The 25,130-nt window shown below is 65.2% G+C and carries 24 protein-coding genes and 3 tRNA genes; 19 read left to right on the plus strand and 8 right to left on the minus strand.

Features of this window, described 5'->3' with window-relative positions:
* From BMX78_RS15470 to BMX78_RS15480, 3 genes are read left to right on the plus strand one after another with little or no spacing between them, the layout of a single operon-like run.
* On the plus strand, window positions 1-1,260 hold the full coding sequence (locus BMX78_RS15470; protein ID WP_286139058.1) for a LolA-like protein: 1,260 nt from the start codon (window positions 1-3) through the stop codon (window positions 1,258-1,260).
* Entirely contained in the window at window positions 1,257-2,279 is a 1,023-nt protein-coding gene (locus BMX78_RS15475; RefSeq protein ID WP_091420958.1) for an ABC transporter ATP-binding protein, read from the plus strand. Before BMX78_RS15470 ends, BMX78_RS15475 begins: the two co-directional genes overlap by 4 nt.
* Window positions 2,280-2,301: 22 nt before the next feature.
* Window positions 2,302-3,150 carry an ABC transporter permease gene (locus tag BMX78_RS15480; protein WP_091420962.1) on the plus strand — a complete coding sequence of 283 codons (849 nt, stop codon included), beginning with the start codon at window positions 2,302-2,304 and terminating at the stop codon, window positions 3,148-3,150.
* A gap of 44 nt (window positions 3,151-3,194) precedes the next feature.
* Here BMX78_RS15480 and BMX78_RS15485 read toward each other — a convergent pair whose 3' ends face one another.
* The 5 genes from BMX78_RS15485 to BMX78_RS15505 all read right to left on the minus strand — a co-directional run bounded on the left by BMX78_RS15485 (window position 3,195) and on the right by BMX78_RS15505 (window position 8,542).
* A complete protein-coding gene (locus tag BMX78_RS15485) occupies window positions 3,195-4,673 on the minus strand; it encodes a C40 family peptidase (protein WP_091420965.1) in 1,479 nt (492 codons plus the stop codon).
* A 258-nt stretch (window positions 4,674-4,931) separates the two neighbouring features.
* Entirely contained in the window at window positions 4,932-5,852 is a 921-nt protein-coding gene (locus BMX78_RS15490; protein WP_091420968.1) for a cation diffusion facilitator family transporter, read from the minus strand.
* Window positions 5,853-5,862: 10 nt separating this feature from the next.
* Window positions 5,863-6,327: a metallopeptidase family protein gene (locus tag BMX78_RS15495; protein WP_091420971.1), complete on the minus strand. Its 465-nt coding sequence runs from the start codon at window positions 6,325-6,327 to the stop codon at window positions 5,863-5,865.
* 9 nt (window positions 6,328-6,336) lie between these two features.
* Entirely contained in the window at window positions 6,337-7,395 is a 1,059-nt protein-coding gene (locus tag BMX78_RS15500; protein WP_286139060.1) for a DMT family transporter, read from the minus strand.
* A gap of 103 nt (window positions 7,396-7,498) precedes the next feature.
* On the minus strand, window positions 7,499-8,542 hold the full coding sequence (locus BMX78_RS15505) for a PHP domain-containing protein (protein WP_091420974.1): 1,044 nt from the start codon (window positions 8,540-8,542) through the stop codon (window positions 7,499-7,501).
* 164 nt (window positions 8,543-8,706) lie between these two features.
* Between BMX78_RS15505 and BMX78_RS15510 the strand changes: the two genes are divergently transcribed.
* The 9 genes from BMX78_RS15510 (at window position 8,707) to BMX78_RS15550 (ending at window position 14,003) form a co-directional block, all read left to right on the plus strand.
* Window positions 8,707-8,779 (plus strand) — tRNA-Glu (locus BMX78_RS15510).
* A gap of 90 nt (window positions 8,780-8,869) precedes the next feature.
* Window positions 8,870-8,943, plus strand: a tRNA-Asp gene (locus tag BMX78_RS15515).
* 48 nt (window positions 8,944-8,991) lie between these two features.
* Window positions 8,992-9,067: transfer RNA gene (locus BMX78_RS15520), tRNA-Phe, on the plus strand.
* Between the two features lie 940 nt (window positions 9,068-10,007).
* Window positions 10,008-11,606, plus strand: coding sequence for a glycoside hydrolase family 68 protein (locus BMX78_RS15525; protein WP_091420977.1), 1,599 nt, complete (start codon window positions 10,008-10,010; stop codon window positions 11,604-11,606).
* Between the two features lie 163 nt (window positions 11,607-11,769).
* Complete coding sequence (locus BMX78_RS15530) at window positions 11,770-12,225, plus strand: Asp23/Gls24 family envelope stress response protein (RefSeq protein ID WP_091420980.1); 456 nt, start codon at window positions 11,770-11,772, stop codon at window positions 12,223-12,225.
* Window positions 12,222-12,413: a DUF2273 domain-containing protein gene (locus BMX78_RS15535; RefSeq protein WP_091420981.1), complete on the plus strand. Its 192-nt coding sequence runs from the start codon at window positions 12,222-12,224 to the stop codon at window positions 12,411-12,413. Before BMX78_RS15530 ends, BMX78_RS15535 begins: the two co-directional genes overlap by 4 nt.
* Entirely contained in the window at window positions 12,410-12,790 is a 381-nt protein-coding gene (locus BMX78_RS15540) for a hypothetical protein (RefSeq protein WP_091420984.1), read from the plus strand. Before BMX78_RS15535 ends, BMX78_RS15540 begins: the two co-directional genes overlap by 4 nt.
* Window positions 12,787-13,395: a hypothetical protein gene (locus BMX78_RS15545; protein ID WP_091420987.1), complete on the plus strand. Its 609-nt coding sequence runs from the start codon at window positions 12,787-12,789 to the stop codon at window positions 13,393-13,395. The genes BMX78_RS15540 and BMX78_RS15545 overlap by 4 nt, the downstream gene beginning before the upstream one ends.
* A complete protein-coding gene (locus tag BMX78_RS15550) occupies window positions 13,392-14,003 on the plus strand; it encodes a hypothetical protein (RefSeq protein WP_091420990.1) in 612 nt (203 codons plus the stop codon). Before BMX78_RS15545 ends, BMX78_RS15550 begins: the two co-directional genes overlap by 4 nt.
* A gap of 11 nt (window positions 14,004-14,014) precedes the next feature.
* On the opposite strand, the gene BMX78_RS15555 is transcribed toward BMX78_RS15550, so the two are convergent.
* Window positions 14,015-15,817: a glycoside hydrolase family 13 protein gene (locus tag BMX78_RS15555; RefSeq protein ID WP_091420992.1), complete on the minus strand. Its 1,803-nt coding sequence runs from the start codon at window positions 15,815-15,817 to the stop codon at window positions 14,015-14,017.
* A gap of 140 nt (window positions 15,818-15,957) precedes the next feature.
* Between BMX78_RS15555 and BMX78_RS15560 the strand changes: the two genes are divergently transcribed.
* From BMX78_RS15560 to BMX78_RS15580, 5 genes are all read left to right on the plus strand, one after another.
* A complete protein-coding gene (locus tag BMX78_RS15560; RefSeq protein WP_091420994.1) occupies window positions 15,958-17,247 on the plus strand; it encodes an ABC transporter substrate-binding protein in 1,290 nt (429 codons plus the stop codon).
* Window positions 17,248-17,254: 7 nt separating this feature from the next.
* On the plus strand, window positions 17,255-18,292 hold the full coding sequence (locus BMX78_RS15565; RefSeq protein WP_091420997.1) for a carbohydrate ABC transporter permease: 1,038 nt from the start codon (window positions 17,255-17,257) through the stop codon (window positions 18,290-18,292).
* A complete protein-coding gene (locus tag BMX78_RS15570) occupies window positions 18,289-19,185 on the plus strand; it encodes a carbohydrate ABC transporter permease (protein ID WP_091420999.1) in 897 nt (298 codons plus the stop codon). The genes BMX78_RS15565 and BMX78_RS15570 overlap by 4 nt, the downstream gene beginning before the upstream one ends.
* A complete protein-coding gene (locus tag BMX78_RS15575; protein ID WP_091421002.1) occupies window positions 19,182-19,430 on the plus strand; it encodes a hypothetical protein in 249 nt (82 codons plus the stop codon). The genes BMX78_RS15570 and BMX78_RS15575 overlap by 4 nt, the downstream gene beginning before the upstream one ends.
* Before the next feature lie 138 nt (window positions 19,431-19,568).
* The gene (locus BMX78_RS15580; protein ID WP_091421005.1) at window positions 19,569-20,621 is read left to right on the plus strand and encodes a LacI family DNA-binding transcriptional regulator; all 1,053 of its coding nucleotides are present in this window, start codon (window positions 19,569-19,571) and stop codon (window positions 20,619-20,621) included.
* A 39-nt stretch (window positions 20,622-20,660) separates the two neighbouring features.
* Here the strand turns inward: BMX78_RS15580 and BMX78_RS15585 are convergent, their stop codons facing one another.
* Both BMX78_RS15585 and BMX78_RS15590 read right to left on the minus strand, forming a co-directional pair.
* Complete coding sequence (locus tag BMX78_RS15585; RefSeq protein ID WP_091421007.1) at window positions 20,661-21,542, minus strand: DUF8083 family protein; 882 nt, start codon at window positions 21,540-21,542, stop codon at window positions 20,661-20,663.
* Between the two features lie 34 nt (window positions 21,543-21,576).
* Window positions 21,577-22,383, minus strand: a complete 807-nt coding sequence (locus tag BMX78_RS15590; protein ID WP_091421010.1) for an exodeoxyribonuclease III — start codon at window positions 22,381-22,383, stop codon at window positions 21,577-21,579.
* 161 nt (window positions 22,384-22,544) lie between these two features.
* Between BMX78_RS15590 and BMX78_RS15595 the strand changes: the two genes are divergently transcribed.
* Complete coding sequence (locus BMX78_RS15595) at window positions 22,545-24,044, plus strand: CoA-acylating methylmalonate-semialdehyde dehydrogenase (protein ID WP_091421013.1); 1,500 nt, start codon at window positions 22,545-22,547, stop codon at window positions 24,042-24,044.
* On the plus strand, window positions 24,044-25,129 hold the full coding sequence (locus BMX78_RS15600; protein ID WP_091421015.1) for an enoyl-CoA hydratase/isomerase family protein: 1,086 nt from the start codon (window positions 24,044-24,046) through the stop codon (window positions 25,127-25,129). Before BMX78_RS15595 ends, BMX78_RS15600 begins: the two co-directional genes overlap by 1 nt.
* The last annotated feature ends 1 nt before the right edge of the window (window position 25,130 follow it).

Here is a 25,130-nt window from a genome sequence, read left to right on the forward strand (position 1 = left end):
ATGAACCGGAGTTTCAACCACCGGAGCGACCACGGGACAAGCCTGGAGATCAGGGACCGCGGCGTGAGCCACGTCATCCGCAGCCCTTGGCTGCGCTGGATCCCCGCGGTGGCCGTACCTTCGGTCATCGCCGCCGGGGTGTTGTCGGGAACTCTTCCGGCCCGGGCCGGCGACCCCCTGCCGGAGAAAACCCCGGCCGAAGTCATCGCCCTCCTCGCTTCGCACAAGACACACACGTTCTCGGGCACCATTGAACAGACCTCGCAGCTGGGGTTGCCGGAGCTCCCGGCTGCACCACCCACGTCGGGGCCCGCATCGGCCGACGGCGTGGCTTCAGTTATGGAGTTCCTCACCGGCGAGCACACGGCGCGGGTGTTTATGGACGGCCCGACCAATGCGCGCATCCAGGTAGTGGACCGGCTCGCCGAGCGGGACATAGTCCGCCATAACAACGACGTCTGGTTCTACTCGTCCAAGGACAACTCAGCCGCGCATCTGACCCTTCCTGCCCACGCCCATGACCTGCCGCTGGCTGAGCCGTCCCACAGCGAGCCGTCCCACACCGGTCCGTCCGACACCGGAATGCCGGCCACCCACACACCGGAGGAACTGGCAGGAAAGTTCCTGGCCATGGCTGACAGCACCACCGCCGTCACCGTCGGCCCGGACGTGGAAACCGCCGGCCGGCAGGCCTACACCCTGCAGTTGGAACCACGCACTGACGCCACCCTCGTCGGCAGGGTAACGGTCGCCGTCGACTCTCAGACTGGCATGCCGCTCTCCGTGAAGGTCACTGCGAGGGGAGCTGCCGAGCCTGCCTTCAGCGCTGGATTCACCAGCCTTTCGCTGGAAGCGCCGGACCAAGCGCTGTTCAACTTTGCCCCGCCACCGGGCAGCAAGGTGGAGGAGCTGCCGTTCAACCACCCCGCCTACCAGCAGCCCGGTCAAGGATTCCCCGAGACGCCGGGAACGTACATCACCCCTGACCGGCTGGCGGAGAACATCCAGGACCACGCCCGGCAGTACGTGTCCGGGTCCGGCTGGGAAGCGGTAGCGGAAGTTCCGGCGGAAAGCGGCGCAGGCTCAAAGCTCAATACCCTGCTGGCCCGGAATCCGCTGCTGGCCCAGGCCGCCGTCGCCGTTCCTGGCGGCCGGCTGATTTCCACCGCACTTTTCAACGTCCTGCTCACGGACGACGGCCGGATCTTCGCGGGCATGGTCCCACCGGAGAGGCTGCAAGCCGCTTCCACGGCTCCGTGACCGGGGCCGCGCAGGGCCCCGGATCGTGGACGTACGGCCTGACCATCGAGACGCAGGGGCTGACAAAGCGGTTCGGGCAGCAGTTGGCCGTGGACGGCCTGGACCTGGCTGTGCCCCGGGGAACGATTTTTGGTTTCCTTGGCCCTAACGGCTCGGGCAAGACCACCACCATCCGGATGCTGCTGGGCCTTGCTGCCGCATCCGCGGGGAGCGTCCGGCTCCTCGGGATGGAGATGCCCGGGCGGTTCCAGGACGTCCTTCCCCAGGTGGGGGCATTGGTGGAGGGCCCGGCCTTCTATCCGTTCCTCTCCGGTACCGCGAACCTCCACCGCCTCGACGCCGCTACCCGGCATACTGCCCCCGCCACCCGAAAGGCCCGGGTTAATCAGGCACTGGAAAGGGTGGGCCTGGGGCATGCGGCGGGCAAGCGGGTCCATGCCTATTCCCTGGGCATGAAGCAGCGGCTGGGCATCGCCAACGCCCTGCTCTCGCCCCGCGAACTGCTGGTCCTCGATGAGCCCACCAACGGGCTCGACCCGCAAGGAACCCGGGAAGTGCGGAACCTGGTCCGTTCCCTCGCGGCCGACGGAACCACCGTTTTTGTGTCCAGCCACCTGCTGGCCGAAGTGGAACAGATCTGTACCCATGCGGCAGTGATGAGTGCCGGCCGGCTGGTGGCCCAGGGGCCGCTTCCGGAGCTTCGCCGCTCCGGAACTGTCCGCATCCGCCTGCTCACGCCAGATGCCGGGGCGGCGATGGCAGTCCTCGCCAGCCTGGGGGTGGCACCGGAGGAAGCAGCAGCGCAGCAGGACGGACAGGTGGTGACGGCGGCGCTGGACGCACCCGCTCAGGGCACTTCCCCGGGAAGCAACCTGTCCCCGGGGAGCACCGCGCCGGAGGATATTGTGGCCCGGCTCGTGGAGGCCGGGGTCCGGGTCCGGGGGTTCGCCGTGGAACGCGAAAGCCTTGAGGACCGGTTTGTCGCCTTGACGGGGGAGGGGTTCGACGTTGCCCAGTAGTGCACATTCTGAGAGCGCGGGGTTGACCAGGGCGACGGCGGTGGCGGCGCCGCGTCGATCGGGGCTTTCCCTCCTGCGTTCGGAACTCCGGGTGCTGTTCGGGCGCCGGCGCACTTGGGCGCTGTTGCTGGCACTCGCGGCGATCCCGGTGTTGATAGCGGTGGCCGTGCGGATTTCGTCAGCGGTTCCTGCCGGACGGGGGCCGGCTTTCCTGGACCGCATCACCCAGAACGGATTGTTCGTCGCCTTTACCGCCATGCTGGTGTCCGTTCCTTTGTTCCTGCCGCTCACGGTGGGAGTGGTGGCAGGGGACACCATCGCGGGTGAAGCCAGCCTGGGAACGTTGAGGTACCTGCTGGTTGCCCCGACGGGCCGGGTGCGGCTCCTCTTGGTGAAGTATGCGGCAGCACTGGCATTCTGCCTTGCTGCGCCCCTCACCGTTGGATTGGCGGGCGCCGCGATCGGGGCGGCGCTTTTCCCTGTCGGTCCTGTGACGTTGCTGTCAGGGGACGTCATCGAGCCACCGGAAGCCGCGGTGCGCATCCTGCTGATCGCCGCGTACCTGGCGGTCTCCCTGGCCGGACTTTCCGCGGTGGGGTTGTTCCTGTCCACGCTCACGGTGGTTCCCGTGGGCGCCATGGCCGCCACAGTGGTGGTCTCTGTGGTGTCCCAGGTCCTTGACCAGTTGCCGCAGCTGGAGTGGTTGCACCCATGGCTTTTCAGCCACTACTGGCTCGGTTTTGGGGACCTTTTGCGCCAGCCCGTGTTGTGGGACTCGTTTGTGGACAACGCGTGGCTCCAAGCGGGTTACGTGGCCGTCTTCGGCGCGCTCGCCTACGGGCGGTTTGTCACCAAGGACGTCCTCAGCTGACTTTCAACGCGGGCCGCAGGCCATGCGGCGGCGTTGCATGGGAGTCAGTAGCGGGCGGCGTACGAATATAGCTCCATGCCTGCCATGGCGCTCAGCGGGGTCACACCGATACCCTCCTGCGGGTTGAGCGCCTGCACCACCTGGCCGTTGCCGAGGTAAATGGCAACGTGATAGAAGTTCGACGGCGAGCCCCACACCAGCAGGTCGCCCCGCCGTGCCTGCGAGAGGGGTACGTGGACAGGAGCGGCTTCGTACTGCTGGCCTGCGGTGCGCGGGAGATACTTTCCGGCCGCCGCAAAGGATGCCTGCACCAGGCCCGAACAGTCGAAGCCGTAGGGGCCGGTGCCACCGTATTGGTAGTAGTAGGGAGCGCCCACCTTGCTCATGGCCACCGAAATTGCGGCCTCATAAGTCCCGCTGCCGGTGGTGGGTGCTGGAGCGGGCGCAGGTGCTGGAGCGGGTGCGGGTGCCGGAGCTGGAGCTGGAGCGGGTGCCGGTGCCGGTGCCGGTGCCGGAGCTGGCGCGGGTGCAGGAACAGCAGGAGCAGCAGGTGCCGGAGCAGGAGCAGCAGGTGCCGGAGCAGCAGGTGCAGGTGCGGGCTGTACGGGACCAGCCGGGGCAGGAACAGCGGGAGCAGGAGCAGGAGCCGCCGGCGCTGCCGCGGCGGGGATGCCGGCCGGGGAAGCTGCCTGGTCCCGGGAAGCCTGCTCCGCAGCTGCAAAGGCAGCCGCCAGCCGGGCTTCCTCGCGTTGCCGGTCCAGGGCATCAACGCGCGCGGATTCAAGCGCCGCCGTGGTGTTCCGGAGCTCGGCCAGTTGGTCCACCAGGACGGTGCGCTGGGCCTTGGCGTCCGCCACGGCTTTTGCCTGGGCGGCGTTGGCCTGCTCCGCCTGGGTCTTGGCGGTTTCCGCCGTGCGCGCCGCATCATCAGCCGCCCTGGTGGCATCCTCCGCCGCGGCAGTCAGCGACGCTGATGACTGGGCGGCTGCGTCGGCGGCCTCGAAGGTACGGCTCCGGCTGGCGGAAATGGCCTGGAGGGTGGCAGCCTGCTGAAGGGTTTCACCGTTCCCGCTCACGAAGGTGCCCAGGGAGGGGTTCAGCCCGCCGTTGCGGTAGAGGTCCCCCGCCAGTTGTCCCACCTGTTTCCTGGTTTTGTCCTGCTGCCCGCGGGCAGCTGCAGCTTTCGCTGAGGCAACTGCCGCCGCTGATGAGCGCTGCTCCAGCTCCACCACTGCCTCGCTGTAGGCGTTGTTAGCCTGCATGGCGGCAGCGAAGGCGGCCTGCTGGGCACTTGCGGCAGCCTCGAGAATGCGCTCAATGTTGGCCACCTGGTCGGCTGTGGCCGCTTCATTGGCTTTCGCAGCGGCAATGTCCTCCGGCGAAGGCAATTCAGGAGCGGCAGGAACGGCAATGGCCGGGGACAGCGGCGCGGAAACCGCCGCAGCCGGCGTTGCCAGTGCTGTGACCAGTACGACGGCGGCAGTCAGGAGGGCAGCCTTGCGACCGGATCCAGTCGAAATCATCTGTTGAAACCTCGAAACGGTAGGGCCGGGAGGTCCTGACCGCGGCAGGGCTATGCCCTTGGCCTGCTCCCCAGCAGTCCGAGGCTACGTGAGCCTGCTGCACTTTGGCAACAGCAGTCACGTCAGTAACAGTAAACACAACGCGGTATCGAATGGTGCATACCGATCCGGCGTGTCGCGAAGAGGGTGCCAGTGTCCCGTGGCCGGAAGGGGCCCGGAGCCCTAACCATGCAACGGCGGCGCAAGAAACAGGCCGGTCTACGCGTGCTGGTGGGCCTCATGTTCAGAGTGCGTGGCCGGTTCCAGCTGGAAGGTGCAATGGTCGGTATCAAAGTGCGAGCCCAGGCAGGTGACCAGCTTGTCCAGCAGCTGGTCCGCGCCCCGGGCGGTCAGCACACCGTCCTCCACCACAACGTGCGCCGAAAAGACGGGGACGCCGGAGGTAATGGTCCAGATGTGGATATCGTGCACGTCCGAGACGCCCTCGACGGACAGGATGTGTTCCCGGATCATCTGGACTTCCACGCCCTTGGGGCTGGCTTCGAGCAGCACATCCACAACATCGCGCAGCAGGCTCCAGGCGCGGGGCAGGATCAACAGGGCGATCAGCACAGAGGCGATGGTATCCGCGGCCTGGAAGCCGGTAACCATGATGACCACGGCGGCGGCAATCACGGCGAAGGAGCCCAGCAGGTCACCAAGGACTTCGAGGTAGGCGCCGCGGACATTAAGGCTTTCCTGATGCCCGCCCCTCAGTATCAGCAGTGACACCAGGTTCGCGGCTGCGCCCAGGATGGCGGCGAAGAGCATAATGTCCGTCTGTACCTCGGGTACCGTCCCGATCCGCCGGATGGCTTCGGTAAAGATCACCACGGAGATCACAATCAGGATCACGGCGTTGGCCAGCGCTGCGAGCACCTCGGCGCGCTGGTACCCGTAAGTCCGCTGGTCGCTCGCCGGTTGGCCGGCAATCCAGGCGGCGAGCAGCGCAATGGTTACGCCGGCAGCATCCGAGAGCATATGCCCGGCATCAGCCAGCAGGGACAGTGACCCCGAGAGAGCGGCGCCCACCACCTGGACCAGGACCACGGCAAGGGTGATGGCGAGGACGGCCACCAGCCGGTGGCGGTGCCGGCCTGTTGCGGTGACCCCATGTGTGTGGCTGTGGTTGTGTCCCATGCCTACAAGGCTAGCCCCAGCCAAGCTCGTGCAGCCGGGCGTCATCAATTCCGAAATGGTGCGCGATCTCGTGGACCACCGTGACCGCCACTTCGTGGATCACGTCCTCGCGCGATCCGGAGATTTCAAGGATGGGTTCGCGGAAAATCGTGATGCGGTCGGGAAGTGAGCCGGCGTCCCACCATGAGTCCCGTTCGGTCAGCGGCACGCCCTCGTACAGTCCCAGCAGGACGGTATCCGGGTCCTCCCCGGGCCGGGGCACATAGTCGTCCTCAATGAACACCGCCACGTTGTCCATGGCCTGGGCCAGCTTGCCGGGGATGCTGTCAAGTGCGTCCCGGACGGCGGCCTCAAACTCGTCCGGCGACATGTTGAACGCCTGCGTCGGGAAGGGGTGGGCAGGCGCGGCGGCGTGCAGAGGTTCGCTGGGCCCTTCGGGAATAATGGGCAGGCCCGGCGGCAGGCTGACTGGCATACTCCGACTCTAGCGGGAAGGGCTCCGCTTGGCCCCTGGTCCCACAGCAGCCTCCCCTGCAGCTGGTACCGCAATGTGCCTGGCAGTTGCGCCTGCAGGGTTCCCTGGAGCATCCTTGCGGGGCGTCGGCCGGGACCTGCGCCGGGTCAGTCCCACGCCCACCAGGCAGACCACGCCGCCTACCAGGCCCAGCGCGGTGGGGATCTCGCCGAGGAGGAGCCAGGAGATCAGGATGGTGGTGCCGGGCACCAGGTAGGTGGTGGCGGCGAGCTTGCCGGCATCGATCAAGGACAGCGCATAGGCCCAGGTGGTGAAGGCAATCGCCGTGGGAAAGACTCCGAGATACACCAGTCCCAGTGTCGCCCCCACGGGTGCGGCCTGGACTTCGGCAACCAGTTGGCCGGTGAAGGGCAGGCAGCACAACGCGCCCACCAGTATCCCGAACCAGGTTGCCTGGGCAGCAGGAAACTTCCGCAGTACAGGCTTCTGGATAATGACGCTGACTGCGGCGAGCACCGCGGCGAGGAGGCAGAGAAGCACACCCGCGACGTCCGCCGTCGGACTTTCCCCAGCCCGCGACGGCTGTCCGGAACTGAAAGCGATCAGGGCCACTCCGGCGAAGGCAACCAGGCTTCCGACGATGAGCCAGCGCGGAAAGCCTTCTTTGAGGAAGATCCCGGCCATCACGGCCACCAGGATCGGGTTCACGTTGATGAGCAGGGCGCTGGTCCCGGCGTCCAGCACGTGCTCCGCTGCGTTCAGCGCGACGTTGTAGCCACCGAACCACATGGCTCCATAGGCGAGGATGGGCCACCACTCGCGGCCCTTGGGAAGGAGCCGGCTCTTCAGCAGTTGCGGCAGGACCAGGAGGGACAGTATGACGGCGGCAACCGCCAACCTGCCCAGCGTCAGGGAGCCGGGGGAGAAGTGGGGGCCGATTGCACGGATGCCCACGAAGGCGGACGCCCACAGCACCACGGTAGTAACCATGGCTGCCACTCCGAGGGCCCTGACCCTGGATGGGAGCGGCGGGGAAACGGCGGTGCTGACCGGAGAGGTTGATGGCATGCAGCCAATGTAACCGGGAACGGGGACGGCAGGCTGGCGGAAATCGGCCACGTCTAGCGAAGATCCTGCCAAAAAGCTGCAGGGCCGGGGCGCTGCAGTGCGGCTACGCTGATCCCGCCCACTCCAGCAGCCGCTCCACCGGCCAAGTGGTGATGATCCGGTCGACGGGAACGCCGTTGCGCTCAGCGCGTTCGGCGCCGTACTGCAGGAAGTCCAGCTGGCCCGGCGCGTGGGCGTCACTGTCGATCGAGAACAGGCAGCCGGCGTCCAGGGCCAGCTGAATCAGCGCGTCCGGCGGGTCCTGGCGCTCGGGCCGGGAGTTGATCTCCACGGCCACGTTGTATTCGGCGCAGGCTGCGAACACCTCCTTGGCATCGAAGTCCGACGGCGGCCGCGTGCCCCGTGATCCCTCCACCAGCCGGCCGGTGCAGTGGCCCAGTACGTTGGTATGCGGGTCCTGGATACCGCCCAGCATGCGCTTGGTCATGGTTTTTGAATCGGCGCGAAGCTTGGAATGGACGCTCGCCACCACGATGTCCAGGCGCGCCAGGAGTTCCGGGTCCTGGTCCAGCTCGCCGGATTCAAGGATGTCCACTTCGATGCCTGCCAGCAGTTGGGCCTTGTGGTCCTGCTGTCCGTCCAGGCCTGGGTGGTTTCCGGCATTGATGGCCTCCACCACGTCCAGCTGCTGGAGTAGGCGTTCGGCCGAGAGTCCGTTCGCGATGGTGAGGTTGGGGGAGTGGTCCGTCAGCGCCAGGTACTCCCTCCCCAGTACCCCGGCGGCCGCAACCATGAGGTCAATGGGGGATCCGCCGTCGGACCATTCACTGTGGCTGTGGAGATCACCGCGCAGCGCCTCGCGGATGGTCGAGCCGCCGGAAGCCAAGGGCAGGGCGCCCTTTTCGCGGAGGTCGGCGAGGTAGTCCGGAACCTGGCCGTCCACAGCTTCGCGGATGACCTGGTAGGTCCGGTCGCCGATGCCCTTCATGGATTTCAGGTGGCCGCTCCGGACCCGGGCCGCCACTTCCTCCGGCGTGAGCGGGGCGATCACCGCCGCCGCTTTCCGGAAGGCCTGGACCTTGAAGGTGGCAGCGCGCCCGCGCTCCAGCCAGAAGGCAATCTCGTTGAGTGCTGCAACGGCATCCATCAGTCCATCTTCACCTGTTCTCCCCGCTCCGGACGGGTGTTTTGGCCGATTTTGGATTATTCCTGAGTAGGCCCTATAGTTTTAGAGTCCAGTTCGGAGAAACGCAAAGGACAAAGACGGAAAGCCTCGCTTGACGCCTTTTATTTTGTTCCGAACGGGTTCTGGCCCCCATCGTCTAGCGGCCTAGGACACCGCCCTTTCACGGCGGCGGCACGGGTTCGAATCCCGTTGGGGGTACGCAAGGAACTGGTCAAACAGGCAGAAAATGTCTGGTAGGCTGGAAGCCTTGAAAAAAGCGGTAGAGATACTGTGAAGCAAGAAACGCAAGGCCCTGTAGCGCAGTTGGTTAGCGCGCCGCCCTGTCACGGCGGAGGTCGCGGGTTCAAGTCCCGTCAGGGTCGCTCTGATTGTTGGAAGCAATTCCGGCTTTCATGGTGACTGGTCACCTAGGCTCTGTAGCTCAGTTGGTAGAGCGTTCGACTGAAAATCGAAAGGTCACCGGATCGACGCCGGTCGGAGCCACCACTGGGAAGCATCAGTTCTTCGGAACTGGTGCTTTTCTTCTTTAACCCGGTGCCCGCATGAGGGTTAGGGGATCCCGCACCCGGTTTAACTGCCGTCCCCGCACTTTTCGCAGTGGGCTCTGCCGAAGTCCTGGTCTTGTTCGCAAAACCTTGCCTTGATGGTTCGGATCCGCGAACAAGGCTCGGACTTCCTTGCCTACGCCATCTCAGCCCGCGGCCAGGGGTGCCCCCGTCCTGTGCCTGCCCATATCCTGCCCACGTCCGGCGCTGCCCCACATCCTGCGCCTGCCCATATCCTGCCCACGTCCGGCGCTGCCCCCCGTCCTGCGCTGCCCCGCGTCCTGCCTGCCCATATCCTGCCCCCGGCCTACGCTGCCCCCGTCCTGCCCTGCCTCCGTCCTGCGCCACCCATATCCTGCCTGGGGCCAGCGCCGCCTCCCTGCCGGGGCCCGCGACGATGCACCCGGTTCCGGACAAAACACCGTGGCGTGCGCGGGGGAATTGTCCGGATGCGGGTGTTGAGTGAAGTACATCGCGCCTGTCCAGGTGCGATTGGCCACATTCCCGGCGGGCCCGGTCATGCCGCAGCAAACGCCGCACAGAAAAATTTGACTGACCTTTGAAACATTTGACTCCCGCCAAACCGTTGTGGCACGCGCGCGCCTTGGGTAATGTAAGCGCTTGCGCAGTCGAGCAGCGGACACAGATTCCGGGCAGGAAACACGTTTTGAAATGCATCAGGAAAGCTGCCTAGCGTGGAGGCCGGCCAGGAAAGCACAACGCTCCTGGGCCACTTCTACGGGGACTACCCAACCCCGTTCCCCTCGATACAAAGGCGTCCCCCATAACGCCTGCAGTGTTGTTGGGGCCGCCGGAGTTCGAAGGACCAGGGCATCAGCCCGTCTTCCACGAACAGTTTCAACTCCGCGAGAAGAGCAAAAATGCACAAGCACCCCCGAACCCCCCGGTTGCTGCGGTGGCGTCCTGCCGCCGCAGCACTGGCGACGGCCGTAGCGGCCTCGGCCTTCCTGGCCGTTCCCTCCGCACAGGCCAACGAGCCGGCGGATCCGCCGGCCAGCCAGCAACTGCCGGCCCCGACCCCCGGCTTCGCGCTCCCCACGGAACACACCCAGCAGGCCTTCGACCCGGCGTCGGACTTCACGTCCAAGTGGACCCGCGCCGACGCCAAGCAGATCATGGCCCAGAGCGATCCCACCGTCGCGCCCGGCCAGAACTCCATGAGCCCCGATGTTTCCATGCCGGAAATCCCCGAGGACTTCCCGGCCATGAATGACGATGTCTGGGTCTGGGACACCTGGTCCCTGACGGACGAGAACGCCAACCAGATCAGCTACAAGGGCTGGGACGTCGTCTTCTCCCTGGTGGCCGACCGCCACGCCGGCTACGGCTTCGACCAGCGCCACTGGAACGCCCGCATCGGCTACTTCTTCCGCAAAACGAACGCGGACCCGGCCAAGGACAAGTGGAACTACGGCGGACACCTCTTTACCGAGGGGTCATCCATCGGGAACACGGAGTGGTCCGGTTCCACCCGCCTGATGCAGGGCAACCACGTGAACGTGTTTTACACGGCCACTACGTTCCATGACATTGCGGAGCGCAACGCAGGCGGCGGCGGGATCGCTAACGATGCGGCCATCGCCAAGGCCCTGGGCAACATCCACGCCGACCAGAACGGCGTCACCTTCGACGGCTTCGAGCACACCAAGCTGCTGGAACCGGACGGAACGATGTACCAGACCAAGGCCCAGAACCCGGGCTTTGCCTTCCGCGACCCGTACACGTTTGCCGATCCCGCCCACCCGGGCAAGACCTTTATGGTCTTTGAGGGCAACACCGCCGGCAACCGTGGCGAATACCAGTGCAAGGGCGAGGACCTGGGTTACCAGCCGGGCGACCCGCAGGCCGAAAACGTCAACGACGTCCAGAACAGCGGCGCGCACTACCAGACCGCCAATGTGGGCCTGGCCGTGGCGGACAACAAGGACCTGACCAAGTGGTCCTTCCTGCCGCCCATCCTCTCCGCCAACTGCGTGAACGACCAGACTGAGCGCCCGCAGATCTTCATCCAGAACGAAAACGGCAAGAACAAGTACTACCTGTACACGATCAGCCACCAGTTCACCTACGCCGCAGGCATGCGCGGCCCGGACGGCGTCTACGGCTTCGTGGGCGACGGCGTCCGTTCCGACTTCCAGCCGGTCAACAACAGCGGCCTGGCCCTCGGTTCCCCGACCGACCTGAACCTGCCCGCAAACAACCCGAGCGGGACCATCTCCGGCCAGCAGAACGGCCGGCAGTTCCAGGCCTACTCGCACTACGTGCAGCCGGGCGGCCTGGTGCAGTCGTTCATCGACAACGTCAACGGGGTGCGCGGCGGCTCGCTGTCCCCGACCGTCAAGATCAATTTCAAGAACGGCGTGACCCAGGTTGACCGCAGCTTCGGCCAGAACGGGCTTGGCCCCTTCGGCTACCTGCCCACCAACGTCAAGGTTGGCGGCGAAGGCCTCTACAAATAGACTGCGGCACCTGCCGCGCAGCCGCTGAAACCGGCGGCACCGCTCAGGCGGGGATGTCCTTGGGGGCGTCCCCGCCTGGGTCCTTTAACACTGGCGGCAGGGTATCCAGCACATCGAAGCAGCCAGGGGATAGGGTTGGGATCAACAGAAGGGGGAGTGCCTGATGGAATACCAGAACCCACAACCCAGCCAGGGCAGCCACGCAGTGCCGGCTCCGGTTCCCGTGCCCGGCCTTGGCCGCACCGTAATCTCCGAAACCGCAGTAGCCAAGGTGGCAGGAATTGCCGCCCGCGCCATCCCCGGCGTTTACTCGCTGGGCTCCGGACCGTCACGAGCCCTGGGAGCCATCCGCGACGCCGTCGGAAGTTCAGACCATGCCGCCGGGGTCCACGCCGAAGTGGGCGAAACGCAGGTGGCCGTGGACATCAGCCTGGTGGCAAGCTACGGGACGCCGCTGCATTCCCTGGCAAATGAGGTCCGAGCGGCGGTCTACCGGGCCGTCGAGGAACTGGTGGGGCTGCAGGTGATCGAGGTGAACGTCGAAATCACCGATGTCTATGTCCCGCCGCCGGTCAAACCCAGCCTTTCCGGGCCCGCGGAACGGGAGGCACTGCTGTGAGCCTCACCGTCGCCGGCGTTGCCATCGGCGCCTTTGTCGCCTTTATGTCCCTGCAGTTCGGTTTGTGGGGCTTCCTTGTCTCCCTGCTCTTTATGGCCATCGGGGCACTCCTGGGCCGCGCGGCGGAAGGAAAATTGGACCTCCGCGGCGTCCTGGACGCCATCACCGGCCGGCGCTCGTCCTCATGAGCTCCGCCGCCCCGCTGGTCCGGGCGCAGGAGTTCAGCGGCCACAACCGCATCAGCACCCAGGCGCTGACCAGCCTTGCAAAAGCCGCCGCCGCCCAGTACCTGGGAGTGGAGGCGGAGGACGTCCGTGCGGACTGGGCGGACGACGACGGCATGCTGGCGCTGTCCCTCGTCACACCTATCAGCATCCCGCCCTTGAAAGCGGTGGCTGCCGATCCCTCGCGGGTGGACGCTGCCGGCGGCTCTATCAGGGGCCGTGCTGTCCAGGCGAAGGCACACATCCTGGCAACTGTAACTGAGCTCAGCGGAGCGCGGCTGAGCCGCGTCGATATCAGGATCAGCGGAGCAAGGATCAGCGAAGGGGGCAGGGTCCGATGACGCGGAACCAGGAAGACCAGTCGCCGGACATGGGCAGGATCCTGCGCCGCGAAACACATTCATCGCGTGCTGTGGTTGCCACCGCCGCGGCAGTCCTGGTTATTGTTTTCGCCGCCTATGGGCTCCTTGAGGCCGGCGTGCACGCGATCGGCCAGCCGGCGTGGCTGATCGAGCCGCAAGTGGCCGCCGAGCGTCTGGTGGCGCTGCCCGCCGGGATCCCGCCGCTGCTGCTGGGAGCCATCGGAGCGGTGCTGGCCATGTTCGGCCTCGTCTTTTTCCTCAACGGGATCCTGCCCGGCCGCCGTGCCCGGCACCTCCTGGCCGGCGGCCGGAATGCGGATGGTCCTGCCGTGGTGGTGGACGACGAAGTCGTGGCCTCCTCGCTGGCACGGCGGGCCAGGCTTGCCGCGAATGTCACCCCCGAACAGGTGATGGTCGTTGTCTCGCAGCGCCAGGTGGTGGTCAATGTCCGGCCCACGTCGGGGGTGCCAGTGGATCCCGATGCCGTGCTCGCAGCCGTTGGAAGCGAACTTGCTGCCATGGCACTGAGCCCGTCCCCCGAGGTGCATGTCAACGTGGCCCAATCCGGAGTCATCGGCGCATGAACAGCACACCCACCCTGCTCAACCGGATCCTGATCGCCATCCTGGGCCTGAAGATGCTGGCCATCGGCGTCCTGTTGGTACTGCTGGCTTCCGTCCCGGCCGTTGCTTCCTGGTGGCATTCCTGGTCCGCGGGCGTCTGGGCCGGCATCAACCAGGCATTCAACGCCACACGGTTCCCGGGCCGGCCCCAAAGCTGGTTGTGGGTCCTCGTGGCCCTGGCCCTGCTGGTCCTGATCGCGCTCATGGTGGCCTGGGTGGCCCAGCAAGGAAAAGGCCGGGCCAACCTCCTGGCCCTGGAATACGATCCCGGTGACGTCCCCGGCGATGTGCGGATCGGCGGGGGAGTGGCGGAGCAAGCCCTGAAGCACGCACTCGCGAACCGTCCGGACCTGGCCGGCGCCACTGTGACCACCTATAACGTCAAGGGCAGCCCGGCCCTCAAGGTCCGCCTGCTCCCGCGACAGGGAGTGGCGCCGCACCTGCTCGCCGACGAGGTGTACGCCCTGGTGGCCGCACTGGAGGCCGTGGTGGGGAAACGGATTCCGGTGCTGATCCACATTGGAGCCGGGGCGCGGACGCGCTTCAGCAGGGCAGAGCGCGTCCGCTGACCAGGCTGGTCCTAGTCCTTAGTGAGGTAGACGGTGCAGTCCACCGGCACCTCGTCCAGCCCGCTCCAGTCTGAAGCGGGCTCAGGAGCGCTCGAAAGCACCACGGAATACCCCTCGGGCACCGGCGCCGAGGCGAAACCGAAGTTGCCCAGAACCAGCACCTCCCCGTTGTGGAAGGCCAGGACTCCGCTCTCGGGTGCGTGGACCTCAGCCCATGCGAGCGAGCCCCTGCCGAGTTTCCGGGCGGACCGGAAAGCAAGGACAGCGCGGTAGAGCTCCAGAGTGGAGCCCTCCACTCCGTCCTGCCGGTCGGCGGCGAGCGGCCCAAAGCTTTCCGGCTGGGGAAGCCAGGGAGCTGCACCTGTGTTCCCGCTTACCGCGAAACCGTAGCCTGGTGCGTCCTGCGTCCATGGCAGGGGTGCCCGGCAGCCGTCACGCCCGATCTCCGCACCCCGGGTCCTGTGGAATGTGGGATCCTGCCGTGCCTCGGCCGGCAGCGTGGTGTGCTCGGGAAGCCCCAGCTCCTCCCCCTGGTAAAGGTAGGCGGAACCCGGCAGGGCCAGGGAGATCAAAGTGGCTGCGCGTGCGCGGGCCAGCCCCAAAGCGGAGTCGGGCTGCTCATCCTCCGAGGCGATGCCCTTCGGAAACGTTGTGGGGTCCTTGAGCCCGAACCGGGTTGGATGGCGGACGGTGTCATGGTTGCTCAGCACCCAAGTGCACGGGGCTCCCACTGACGCGGCTGCTTCCAACGACGCCTCAATGGCCACCGCCATCCGCTCGGCATCCCAGCCGGCCAGCAGGAAGTCGAAGTTGAACGCCTGCTGCATCTCGTCTGGCCGGGTGTAGCGGGCCAGACGCTCGGCCGGCTCCACCCAGGCTTCGGCAACCATCATGCGGTCGCCGTCGTACTCGGCCAGGACCCGGTTCCAGTCGCGGTAGATGTCATGAACACCGTCCTGGTCAAAAAACGGTGAGGGTGGATAAACCGGGGAGACGGCACGGTGCGGTTCCACGGCATCGGCATGGGCGCCCGGGGCGTCGCCGGGAGGGGAAGGTTCCCTCCGCACTTCCGGAGTTCCCTCAACCATGGCTGCCACGCCCTCCCAGTCGGGCAGCCCGGGCTCCTTGACCAGGCCATGGGCCACGTCCACCCGGAATCCGTCCGCACCGCGGTCCAGCCAGAAGCGGAGCACCGAGCGCATCTCCTCCTGCACCTCCGTGTTCTCCCAGTTCAGGTCCGGCTGCTTGGTGTCGAAGAGATGGAGGTACCACTCGCCCGGAGACCCGTCCGCCTCGGTAATCCTGCTCCAGGCCGGGCCGCCGAAGATCGACTTCCAGTTGTTGGGCGCCCTGTCGCCGTCTCCGGAGCCCGGTACCTCGTCCTTGCCCTGACGGAAGATGTACCGGCCGCGTTCGGGGGAGCCAGGGGCCGCGGCCAGCGCTTCCTGGAACCACACGTGCTCGTCGGAGGTGTGGTTGGGAACCAGGTCAACAATGACCTTCAGGCCGCGCTGGTGAGCTTCCTGCAACATCGCGTCGAAGTCCTCGAGCGAGCCGAACAGCGGGTCCACCTGGCGGTAGTCCGCAACATCGTATCCGGCGTCCGCCTGGGGTGATTTGTAGAAGGGAGAGAGCCAGAGGGCGTCCACTCCAAGCTGCTGAAGATAGGGCAAACGATCAGTGACACCGCGAAGATCGCCCATGCCGTCGCCATTGCCGTCGGCAAAGGACCGCGGATAAATCTGGTAGACCACAGCGTCCGTCCACCATTCGCTGCGGGCCGGCCGATCAGCAGGAACGTCTGGGTTGGACATTTGGTTCCTCTCAGATAACTTTTTGATGTAAACGCTTGCATTACCCGGAGCAACCTTACTAGTGTGAGCGTCACCACATCAACCTCACCTAGCAAGCGCAACGTGTACTTACTTGTCACTCAGCGAGGAGCTTCAAGCTAATGAAAACCCGTAGATTCCTACTTCCGGCGGCTACTGCCGGCATCCTGGCCCTCACCTTGTCCGCTTGTGGCGGAGGCGGTGGCGGCGCGACTGGAGGCGGCGGCGGCAGTGATGCCGAAGCCAACCTGGACGGCCGGGGTCCCATTACCTACGTACAGGGCAAGGACAACAACAACGTCGTCCGTCCGTTCATCGAGAAGTGGAATGCAGCGCATCCTGATGAAAAGGTCACGTTCAAGGAACAGACAGACAAAGCGGACCAGCAGCACGACGACCTGGTCCAGCACTTCCAGGCTAAGCAGTCCGACTATGACGTGGTCAGCGTAGACGTCATTTGGACTGCTGAGTTCGCTGCCAAGGGTTGGCTGCAGCCGCTCAAGGACAAGATGGCGATCGACACCTCGAAAATGCTTAAGGCTCCGGTTGAGGCTTCCACCTACAAGGGGACGCTATACGCAGGACCCAAGGATTCCGACGGCGGCATCCTCTACTACCGCAAGGACCTCGTCCCAACGCCACCCAAGACCTGGGACGAAATGATGAGCATGTGCTCGATTGCCAAGGCAAACAACATCGGGTGCTACTCCGGGCAATACAAGCAATACGAGGGCCTGACGGTTAACGCCTCTGAAGCGATCAACTCGGCCGGTGGATCCGTTTTGAATGACCAAGGCAAGCCGAGCCTGAACACGCCTGAGGCAAAGGCCGGCCTGGAGAACCTGGTTAAGGCGTACGCCGACGGCAACATTCCGCAGGAGGCAATCACCTACCAGGAAGAGGAGAGCCGCCGCGCCTTCCAGTCCGGCAACCTGCTCTTCCACCGCAACTGGCCTTACATCTACAGCCTGATCACGACTGAGGGATCGTCTGCTGTAAAGGACAAGTTCGCAATGGCGCCCCTGCCGGGCAAGGACGGCCCCGGTGCGTCCTCCCTCGGTGGGCATAACGCAGCCATCAGTGTTTACTCCAAGAACAAGGCAACGGCACTGGACTTCATCAAGTACATCGAGACCGAGGAAAACCAGAAGTTCTTTGCAAACCAGGCTTCGTTGGCTCCGATCCTGACCTCGGTGTACGAGGACAAGGAACTGGTGGCTAAACTGCCCTACCTGAGTGTCCTCCAGACGTCCATCCAGAACGCGGTACCGCGCCCCGTGACGCCCTTCTACCCGGCGGTCACAAAGGCAATCCAGGAGAATGCCTACGCAGCTCTTAAGGGCGAGAAGCCCGTCGAGACGGCACTCTCTGACATGCAGAAGTCCATCGAGTCATCAAGCGCAGGATCGTAATTCAGCCATGGCAACAGAATTAGGCCCGACGCCGGTCACCAAGCCGGCGTCGGGCGGGACTCCAGTCCACCAGGCACCCAAAGGCGTAGGTGAGGACAACAGGATTGCGAGCCAGGGCCGCTGGGCATCGTGGCTCCTTGCCCCCACCGTCATCGCCCTGGGCGTAGTCATCGTTTACCCGATCATCAGTGCCATCGTGATGTCCTTCACGAAGGACGCGGGGCTGGACCCGGCCACGGGTCTCTTCACTGAGGGCGGACCGGCCGGCATCCAGAACTACGTGAACTGGCTGGCGCAGCAGTGTGCAGCCCAGGGTGGCGGCACAGTAGCCTGTCCGCCGGGTACCCTGGCCGGCCAATTCTGGACGGCTACCGGCACCACCTTCATATTTACTGTCATTACGGTCGCCTTCGAAACTGTCCTCGGTTTCTGGATGGCCATGATCATGGCGCGCACCTTCAAAGGCCGCGGCCTGGTCCGCGCGGCCGTCCTCGTCCCTTGGGCTATCCCCACGGCCGTCACCGCACAGCTGTGGCTCTTTATGTTCGACTTCAATGGAATCATCAACAAGCTGTTCAACGTCAGCATCCTCTGGACCGGCAGCGAATGGCCGGCCAAGTGGGCAGTCATCATCGCTGACACCTGGAAGACCACCCCGTTTATGGCCCTCCTGATTCTGGCCGGCCTGCAGATGATTCCCGCCGAGGTCTATGAGGCGGCCAAGGTGGACGGAGCCACTGCGTGGCAGCGGTTCCGGATGATCACCCTTCCGCTGGTCAAACCGGCTCTGATGGTGGCCATCCTGTTCCGTACCCTGGATGCACTGCGTATGTTCGACCTGCCGTACATCCTCACTGGCGGTGCCAACAACACCACCACCCTGTCCATCCTGGTGATCAACCAGATCAGGCAAGGGTTCAACGCTGCGGCTGCCTTGTCCACGATCACGTTCATCATCATCTTCCTGGTCGCGTTCATCTTTGTCCGGTTCCTTGGGGCGAACGTTGTGGAGCAAAGCGGAGCCACCGGTAAGGGGAAGAAATGACCACCGCAACAGCAGATTCAGGCCTGCGGGCACGCCAGGACAAAGGACGGCAGGCTGCCCAGAACAGGGAAAAGTGGGCGCAGGCGCGCACCTACATCAGCGCCGCAGTCATTTTGATTTGGTGCCTGGCACCCGCTTACTGGATGGTGGTCACGGCCTTCCGCGAGGTGGGGTTCACATACGACACAACGCCTTGGCCAACGCACGTGACGCTGGACAACTTCATCACCGCCTTCGATACCTCCTTCGGCAACAAATTCGGTCAAGCGCTGCTCAACAGCATCTTTATCGGTGTGACCGTCACAGTGATCTCGCTGGTGATCGGCGTCTTCGCCGCGTACGCACTGGCACGCTTGAACTTCCGGTTCAAGTACCTGGTGCTGGGCTTCATCCTGGGTGCTTCCATGTTCCCCGGCGTTGCCCTGATTACCCCGCTCTTTCAGCTCTTCACCAACATAGGCTGGATGGGTACCTACCAGGCCCTGATCATTCCGAACATCTCCTTTGTCCTGCCACTCACCGTCTACACCCTGACCTCCTTCTTCCGAGAAATGCCGTGGGAACTGGAGGAATCAGCCCGTGTTGACGGCTGTACGCAGGGGCAGGCGTTCCGGAAGGTGATCATGCCACTGGCGGCTCCGGCGATCTTCACGACGGCCATCCTGGCGTTCATCTCCTCCTGGAACGAGTTCCTGATCGCCAGCCAGCTGTCCAGCGAGGCTACGAAGCCAGTTACGGTTGCCATCGCCAGTTTCGCCGGCGCACAGCCGAACCAGATCCCCTACACGGCCATCATGGCAGCCGGCACCATCGTCACCATTCCTTTGGTGATCCTGGTACTGGTCTTCCAGCGCAAGATCGTCGCCGGCCTGACGGCAGGTGCTGTCAAGTGACAAGCGGCCCTTCCCGCCCCCGGTCCACGGGGGCGGGAAGTAACCGCCGGCTGATGAGGTCTGGGCAGGACTTCGACATCATCATCGGCTTCCTGGGTTTCTGGGCGGTGGTGCTGCTCGTTGTCACGGTCTGGATGGAAGTGACGGCACAGCCCGCGCTGGGCTGGGCACTGGGATTGCTGGCCTCTCTCCTGGCGATCTACGGGATGGTTCGGCTGCGGCGGAAGCTTCCGGACCGGAGGTAGGGTACGCGCTTGACCCGCCGCTATCGGGCATCGGGCCGAAAAGTAACACTGCGATACACTCGCGGGCCGCAAATACTATGGCCTGGGGGCATCGCACCAAGCATGGCGGAGGCCTGCAGGAAGTATTGAGGGGGCACCGTGGCTCGCACAAGTGAAAGGTCCCAACGGGGCGGCCACAGCGGTGTCAGTATCGAGGACGTGGCCGCGGCAGCGGGAGTTTCAACGGCCACGGTTTCCCGGGCAGTCCGCGGCCTGCCCCGGGTGTCACCCGCCACCCGCGAAAAAATCCTCGAGGTAGCCGGGAACCTGGGGTATGTAGCCTCCAGCTCCGCGTCCGGCCTGGCCACGGGAAGAACCAGGACCATCGGCGTGCTCGCCCCATTCGTGAGCCGGTGGTTCTTCTCCAAAGCCATCGAAGGAGCGGACCGGGAACTCCACGCCCGGAACTACAACCTGTCACTGTTCAACCTCGGCGGCCACGGCAGCAACCGGGAGCGGCTCTTCAGCAAGACCATGGTGTACAAACAGATCGACGCCCTGCTGGTCCTCTGTATGGCGCTGTCCCATGATGAACTCGACCACCTCCAGAAGATCGACATCCCGCTGGTGGTGGTGGGCGGCCACGTGGAAGAGTGCGCCTACATCGGCATCGACGACTACGCTGCCGCCTCCACAGCCGTCCGGCACCTGATCGACCTCGGCCACCGGAACATCGCGCTGCTGCACGGCGATGACGAAACGGACCTGAACTTCGATGTTCCGCGCGTCCGGATCCTGGCTTTCAAGGATGTGATGACCGCCGCCGGCCTCCCCACCCGCCCCGAGTGGGACGAGTGGGGGGACTTCACGGTCCGGAGCGGGCAGGAGGCTTTCCGCCGGCTCTGGGCGAAGCCGGGCGATAAACCAACAGCGATTTTCTGCGCCTCAGACGAGATGGCCATGGGTGTCATCTTTGAAGCCTCGCGGCTGGGCGTCCGCGTGCCGGAGGAAGTTTCAGTGGTGGGCATCGACAACCATGATTTTGCCGACGCCATCGGCCTCACGACGGTTGGCCAGCGGCCCGACGAGCAGGCCGAGCTGGCCACCAAAATGCTCCTCGACGAGCTGGACGGTGCCGAAGGATCAGTGCGGTCCGCCGTCGCGCCCCATGAACTGATCGTCAGAAGGACGACGGCGCCGCCGCAGTCCTAGCGGTTAACTTGCCTTTTGACTGGTTGAGGAAGCGGCGGTTCAGGAAGCGCGGGCCAGCTGCCGGATGGGGATCCAGCGGGAGGCCAGGCGCCGGTAGGCCGCAGCCGCGCCGGTCATGTCGCCCTCTGCCAGGCATTCGATGCCGAGCCTGATGTCCATGGGCGAATCGTCCGGATACACCTTGTCCGCCACCGCGCCGTAGTCCAGTTCCACCATCGATTCCACATGGAACGTTTCCAGCCACTCGGTGAGCTGGGCCAGGTCGTCGAGCATATCCAGGTCCGGCGCCGCGAGGGCCAGATTGGCCACGGCGTACCGGGCGCGCTCCAGGGCTTCGGTGATGGGTGCCCACACTCGGACTGTGAGGATCCGGCCGGCAGCCTCCACCACGTCTTTATGGTCCTGTTCCATAAACAGGGAAAACCAGCTGAAGGGGATGCCCCAGGTGGACGCGCGGGTGTGCACGCGGATGGACCCGTCACGGGCCTTCACCTGATCGATCCGTTCCTGGTGCTTGTCCCGCTGCTCCTCCGGAATCAGCAGTTCCGCCAGCGGACCGTGGATCCCCTCCATCAGGGCGTTGGCAGCCAGGCCCGCACGCAAAACCAGCTGGCTGGGACAGTACAGCAGCACCGGTTCGTCGTCGCCGGCGTCGTCCGTTCCGCCCGGCCCCGCCGGGGCAGTGGTGACGCGCACCAGGTCGGTTCGCCCGGTGGGGAAAGGGTCACCGCCGGAGCGCGTGATGCGTCCCAGCGAGGCCAGCAATTCGGCGTTTTCGACGGCGGCACGGGAGGCAGAGCGGGCTCCGGCGGCCTGGATGGCGGCACGCTGCTCCTCCGGAAAGGCATCCAGCGGTTCGTAGACGCGCAGGGTTGAGGAGAATGGCAGGCCGGCCTGGCCCCGGTAGAGGTTTCCCGTCATCACGGTCTCCTTGAATGGGTCCAGGATTCTGTCATCAGTCCGCCAGTTCCACCAGCACGGGGGCGTGGTCCGAGGCGCCCTTGCCTTTGCGCTCCTCGCGGTCGATCGAGGCGCCGGTGACGCGCGTGGCCAAGGCCGGGGAAGCCAGGATGAAGTCGATCCGCATGCCTTCCTTCTTCGGGAAGCGCAGTTGGGTGTAGTCCCAGTAGGTGTAGACGCCCGGACCGGGAGTGTACGGCCGCACCACGTCGGTGAAACCTGCCGACTCGAAGGCGTGGAACGCGGCGCGCTCGGGCGGGCTGACGTGCGTGTAGCGGTTGTTGACGAAGAGATCGATGTCCCACACGTCCTCGTCGAACGGGGCGATATTCCAGTCGCCCATCAGCGCCACCTGGGCCTCAGGGTTCCGGGTCACCAGCTCCTGGGCGTGAGTTTTCAGGCTTTCCAGCCACTTGAGCTTGTAAGGCATGTGCTCATCGTCGAGGGAGCGGCCGTTGGGAACGTAAAGGCTCCAGATGCGGACGCCGGCGCAGGTTGCGGCCATGGCGCGCGCCTCCTGTACGGGTTCCGTACCGGCCTTACCGAACGACGGCTGGTCCAGGAACGTCCGCTCAACGTCTTCGAGGCCCACGCGGGAGGCGATCGCCACGCCATTCCACTGGTTGACGCCGAAATGGGCCACTTCGTAGCCCATCCGTTCAAACAGCTCCCAGGGAAAGTTGTCGTCCTTGCACTTGGTTTCCTGGATGGCCAGCACGTCGCAGTCGCTGCGCTGGAGCCAGGCTTCCACACGGTCGGCACGGGCACGGAGCGAATTCACATTCCAGGTAGCAATCTTCACAGTTCCTAACTTACCTTGGCCGTGCTGCCGCCGGTAAAGCACGCTGTGGCAGCCGCCCACAGGTCCAATCCGGGTGCAAGGGACCGGTGGAGTTTAGTTGGAAGCCCGAGTATATTCGCAACCAGAAATGGCCCAGGTCACATGCGAAGGAGCGTCTGCTCATGGTGCGCGAGCTTTCCCACTACATTGGCGGCCAGCATGTGGCGGGCATGTCCGGCCGCTTCGGCGACGTCTTTGATCCCTGCACCGGGGCAGTCCAGGCGCGCGTCCCGCTGGCAGGCCGGGACGAGGTGCATAATGCCGTGGCTGCCGCCGCGAAGGCCCAGGAGGAATGGGCGGCCATGAACCCGCAGCGCCGGGGGAGGATCCTGCTCCGGTTCGTGGACCTGGTCAACCGGGACATGGACGAGCTGGCCCGGCTGCTGTCCTCCGAACACGGCAAGACCCTTGCCGACTCCCGGGGAGACATCCAGCGCGGACTCGAAGTGGTGGAGTTCGCCGCCGGCGCGCCGCACCTGCTCAAGGGCGAGTTCTCCACCGAGGCCGGAGCCGGGATAGATATCCACTCGCTGCGGCAGCCCCTGGGCGTGGTGGCCGGAATCACCCCGTTCAACTTTCCGGCCATGATCCCGTTGTGGAAGTCCGGCCCGGCCCTGGCTGCGGGCAATGCATTCATCCTCAAGCCCTCCGAACGGGATCCTTCCGTGCCGCTGCGGCTGGCCGAACTCTACTCCGAAGCGGGCGTCCCGGACGGAGTGTTCAACGTGGTCAACGGGGACAAGGAAGCCGTGGACGCGCTCCTGGAGGACCCCCTTGTCAGGGCCATCGGGTTTGTGGGCTCCACCCCCATCGCCCAATACATCTACGCCACGGCAGCCGCCCACGGAAAGCGGGCGCAGTGCTTCGGCGGTGCCAAGAACCACATGGTGGTGATGCCGGACGCAGACCTGGACCAGGCCGCGGACGCCCTCATCGGGGCCGGGTACGGCTCCGCGGGGGAGCGCTGTATGGCCGTCTCCGTTGCGGTTCCGGTGGGGCAGGAAACAGCTGACAAGCTGGTGGCCAGGCTCCAGGAACGGATCATGTCGCTCAAGGTAGGGCACAGCCTGGACCACGGCACGGATTTCGGGCCGGTGGTCACCGCCTCCGCCAAGGAACGGATCGAAGGCTGCATCCAGGCGGGCGTGGACGAGGGCGCCACGCTGCTGGCGGACGGCCGTGGCGTCACGGTGGAAGGCTACAAGGATGGCTTCTGGGTGGGCCCCACCCTCTTCGACCACGTGACACCGGAGATGGCCATTTACCGTCAGGAAATCTTCGGCCCCGTCCTGAGTGTGGTGCGCGCTGCCGACTACGATGAAGCGCTCCGGCTCTGCAGCCGGAATGAGTACGGAAACGGCGTGGCCATCTTCACCCGCGACGGGGACGCAGCCAGGGATTTTGCCACCAGGGTGGATGTGGGAATGGTGGGCATCAACGTGCCCATCCCGGTGCCGCTGGCCTACTACACGTTCGGCGGCTGGAAAGCATCGGGGTTCGGGGACCTCAACCAGCACGGCGCCGACGCCTTCCGGTTCTATACCAAAACGAAAACGGTCACCACGCGGTGGCCGTCTGGGATACGGCACGGGGCCAGCTTCGTGATGCCGGAAGGAAGTTGATGGCGGACAGCACGCAAACCGGTACGGACAACAATGCAGAGGTGCTGTTTGAGCGCCACGGGCAGCTGGGGGTGGTCACCCTCAACCGGCCCCGCGCAGTCAACGCCCTGACCGCCGGGATGGTGGGGGCCCTTCTGGAGCAGCTCATCGCATGGGCGGACGACGACGGTGTTGCCGCGGTTGTGATCCGCGGGGCCGGGGAACGGGGCCTGTGTGCAGGTGGCGACATTGTGGCCATTTATGAGGACATGCTCGCCGGCGGTGGGCAGACCGCGGACTTCTGGCAAACGGAGTACAGGGTGAATTCGCTGATCGCCCGTTATCCCAAGCCCTACGTCGCCCTGATGGACGGGCTCGTACTGGGCGGGGGAGTGGGAATCTCAGCCCACGGCTCTGTGCGGGTGGTGACGGAACGCACGCGGATGGGCATGCCGGAAACCACCATTGGTTTTGCGCCCGACGTCGGCGGGACGCTTTTGTTGTCCCGCGCGCCCGGGGAGGCGGGAACCCACGCGGCGCTGACCGCCGCGCACTTAAGTGCGGCCGATGCCTTGTACCTCGGCCTCGCAGACCACTACGTCCCGTCCGCCAGGCTGGAGGAGCTGGTGCTGGCGTTGGAAAACGAAACTGCGGAAGCCGCCGTCGGACGCTGCGGCGAAGCCCCACCGCCCTCCACACTGGAGCAGCACCGCAACTGGATTGACAGTTGCTACGCCTCCGACGACGCCGGGGAGATCGTCCGCAGGCTCCGGACCTTCGACGGCGAAGGAAACGTGGAAGCCGCCCTGGCCGCCGACACTATCGAGGCGAAGTCGCCCACGTCCGTAAGAGTCACACTGGCGTCGCTGCGGCGGGTCAAGGGCATGACCCTGGATGAAGCCCTGGCCCAGGAATACCGGGTGGGACTGCGTTTCCTGGCAGCACCCGATTTCCGCGAGGGGATCCGGGCGCAGGTGGTGGACAAGGACCGGACGCCGCACTGGAACCCGTCAACTCTCGCTGGGGTGCTGCCGGAACAGGTGGAGCGCTTTTTTGAACCGCTGGGCAGCAGGGAACTGGATCTTGGATTGAAGGAGACGACGTGAA

Source organism: Arthrobacter sp. OV608, assembly GCA_900110595.1.
In the GTDB taxonomy this organism is placed as follows: domain Bacteria; phylum Actinomycetota; class Actinomycetes; order Actinomycetales; family Micrococcaceae; genus Arthrobacter.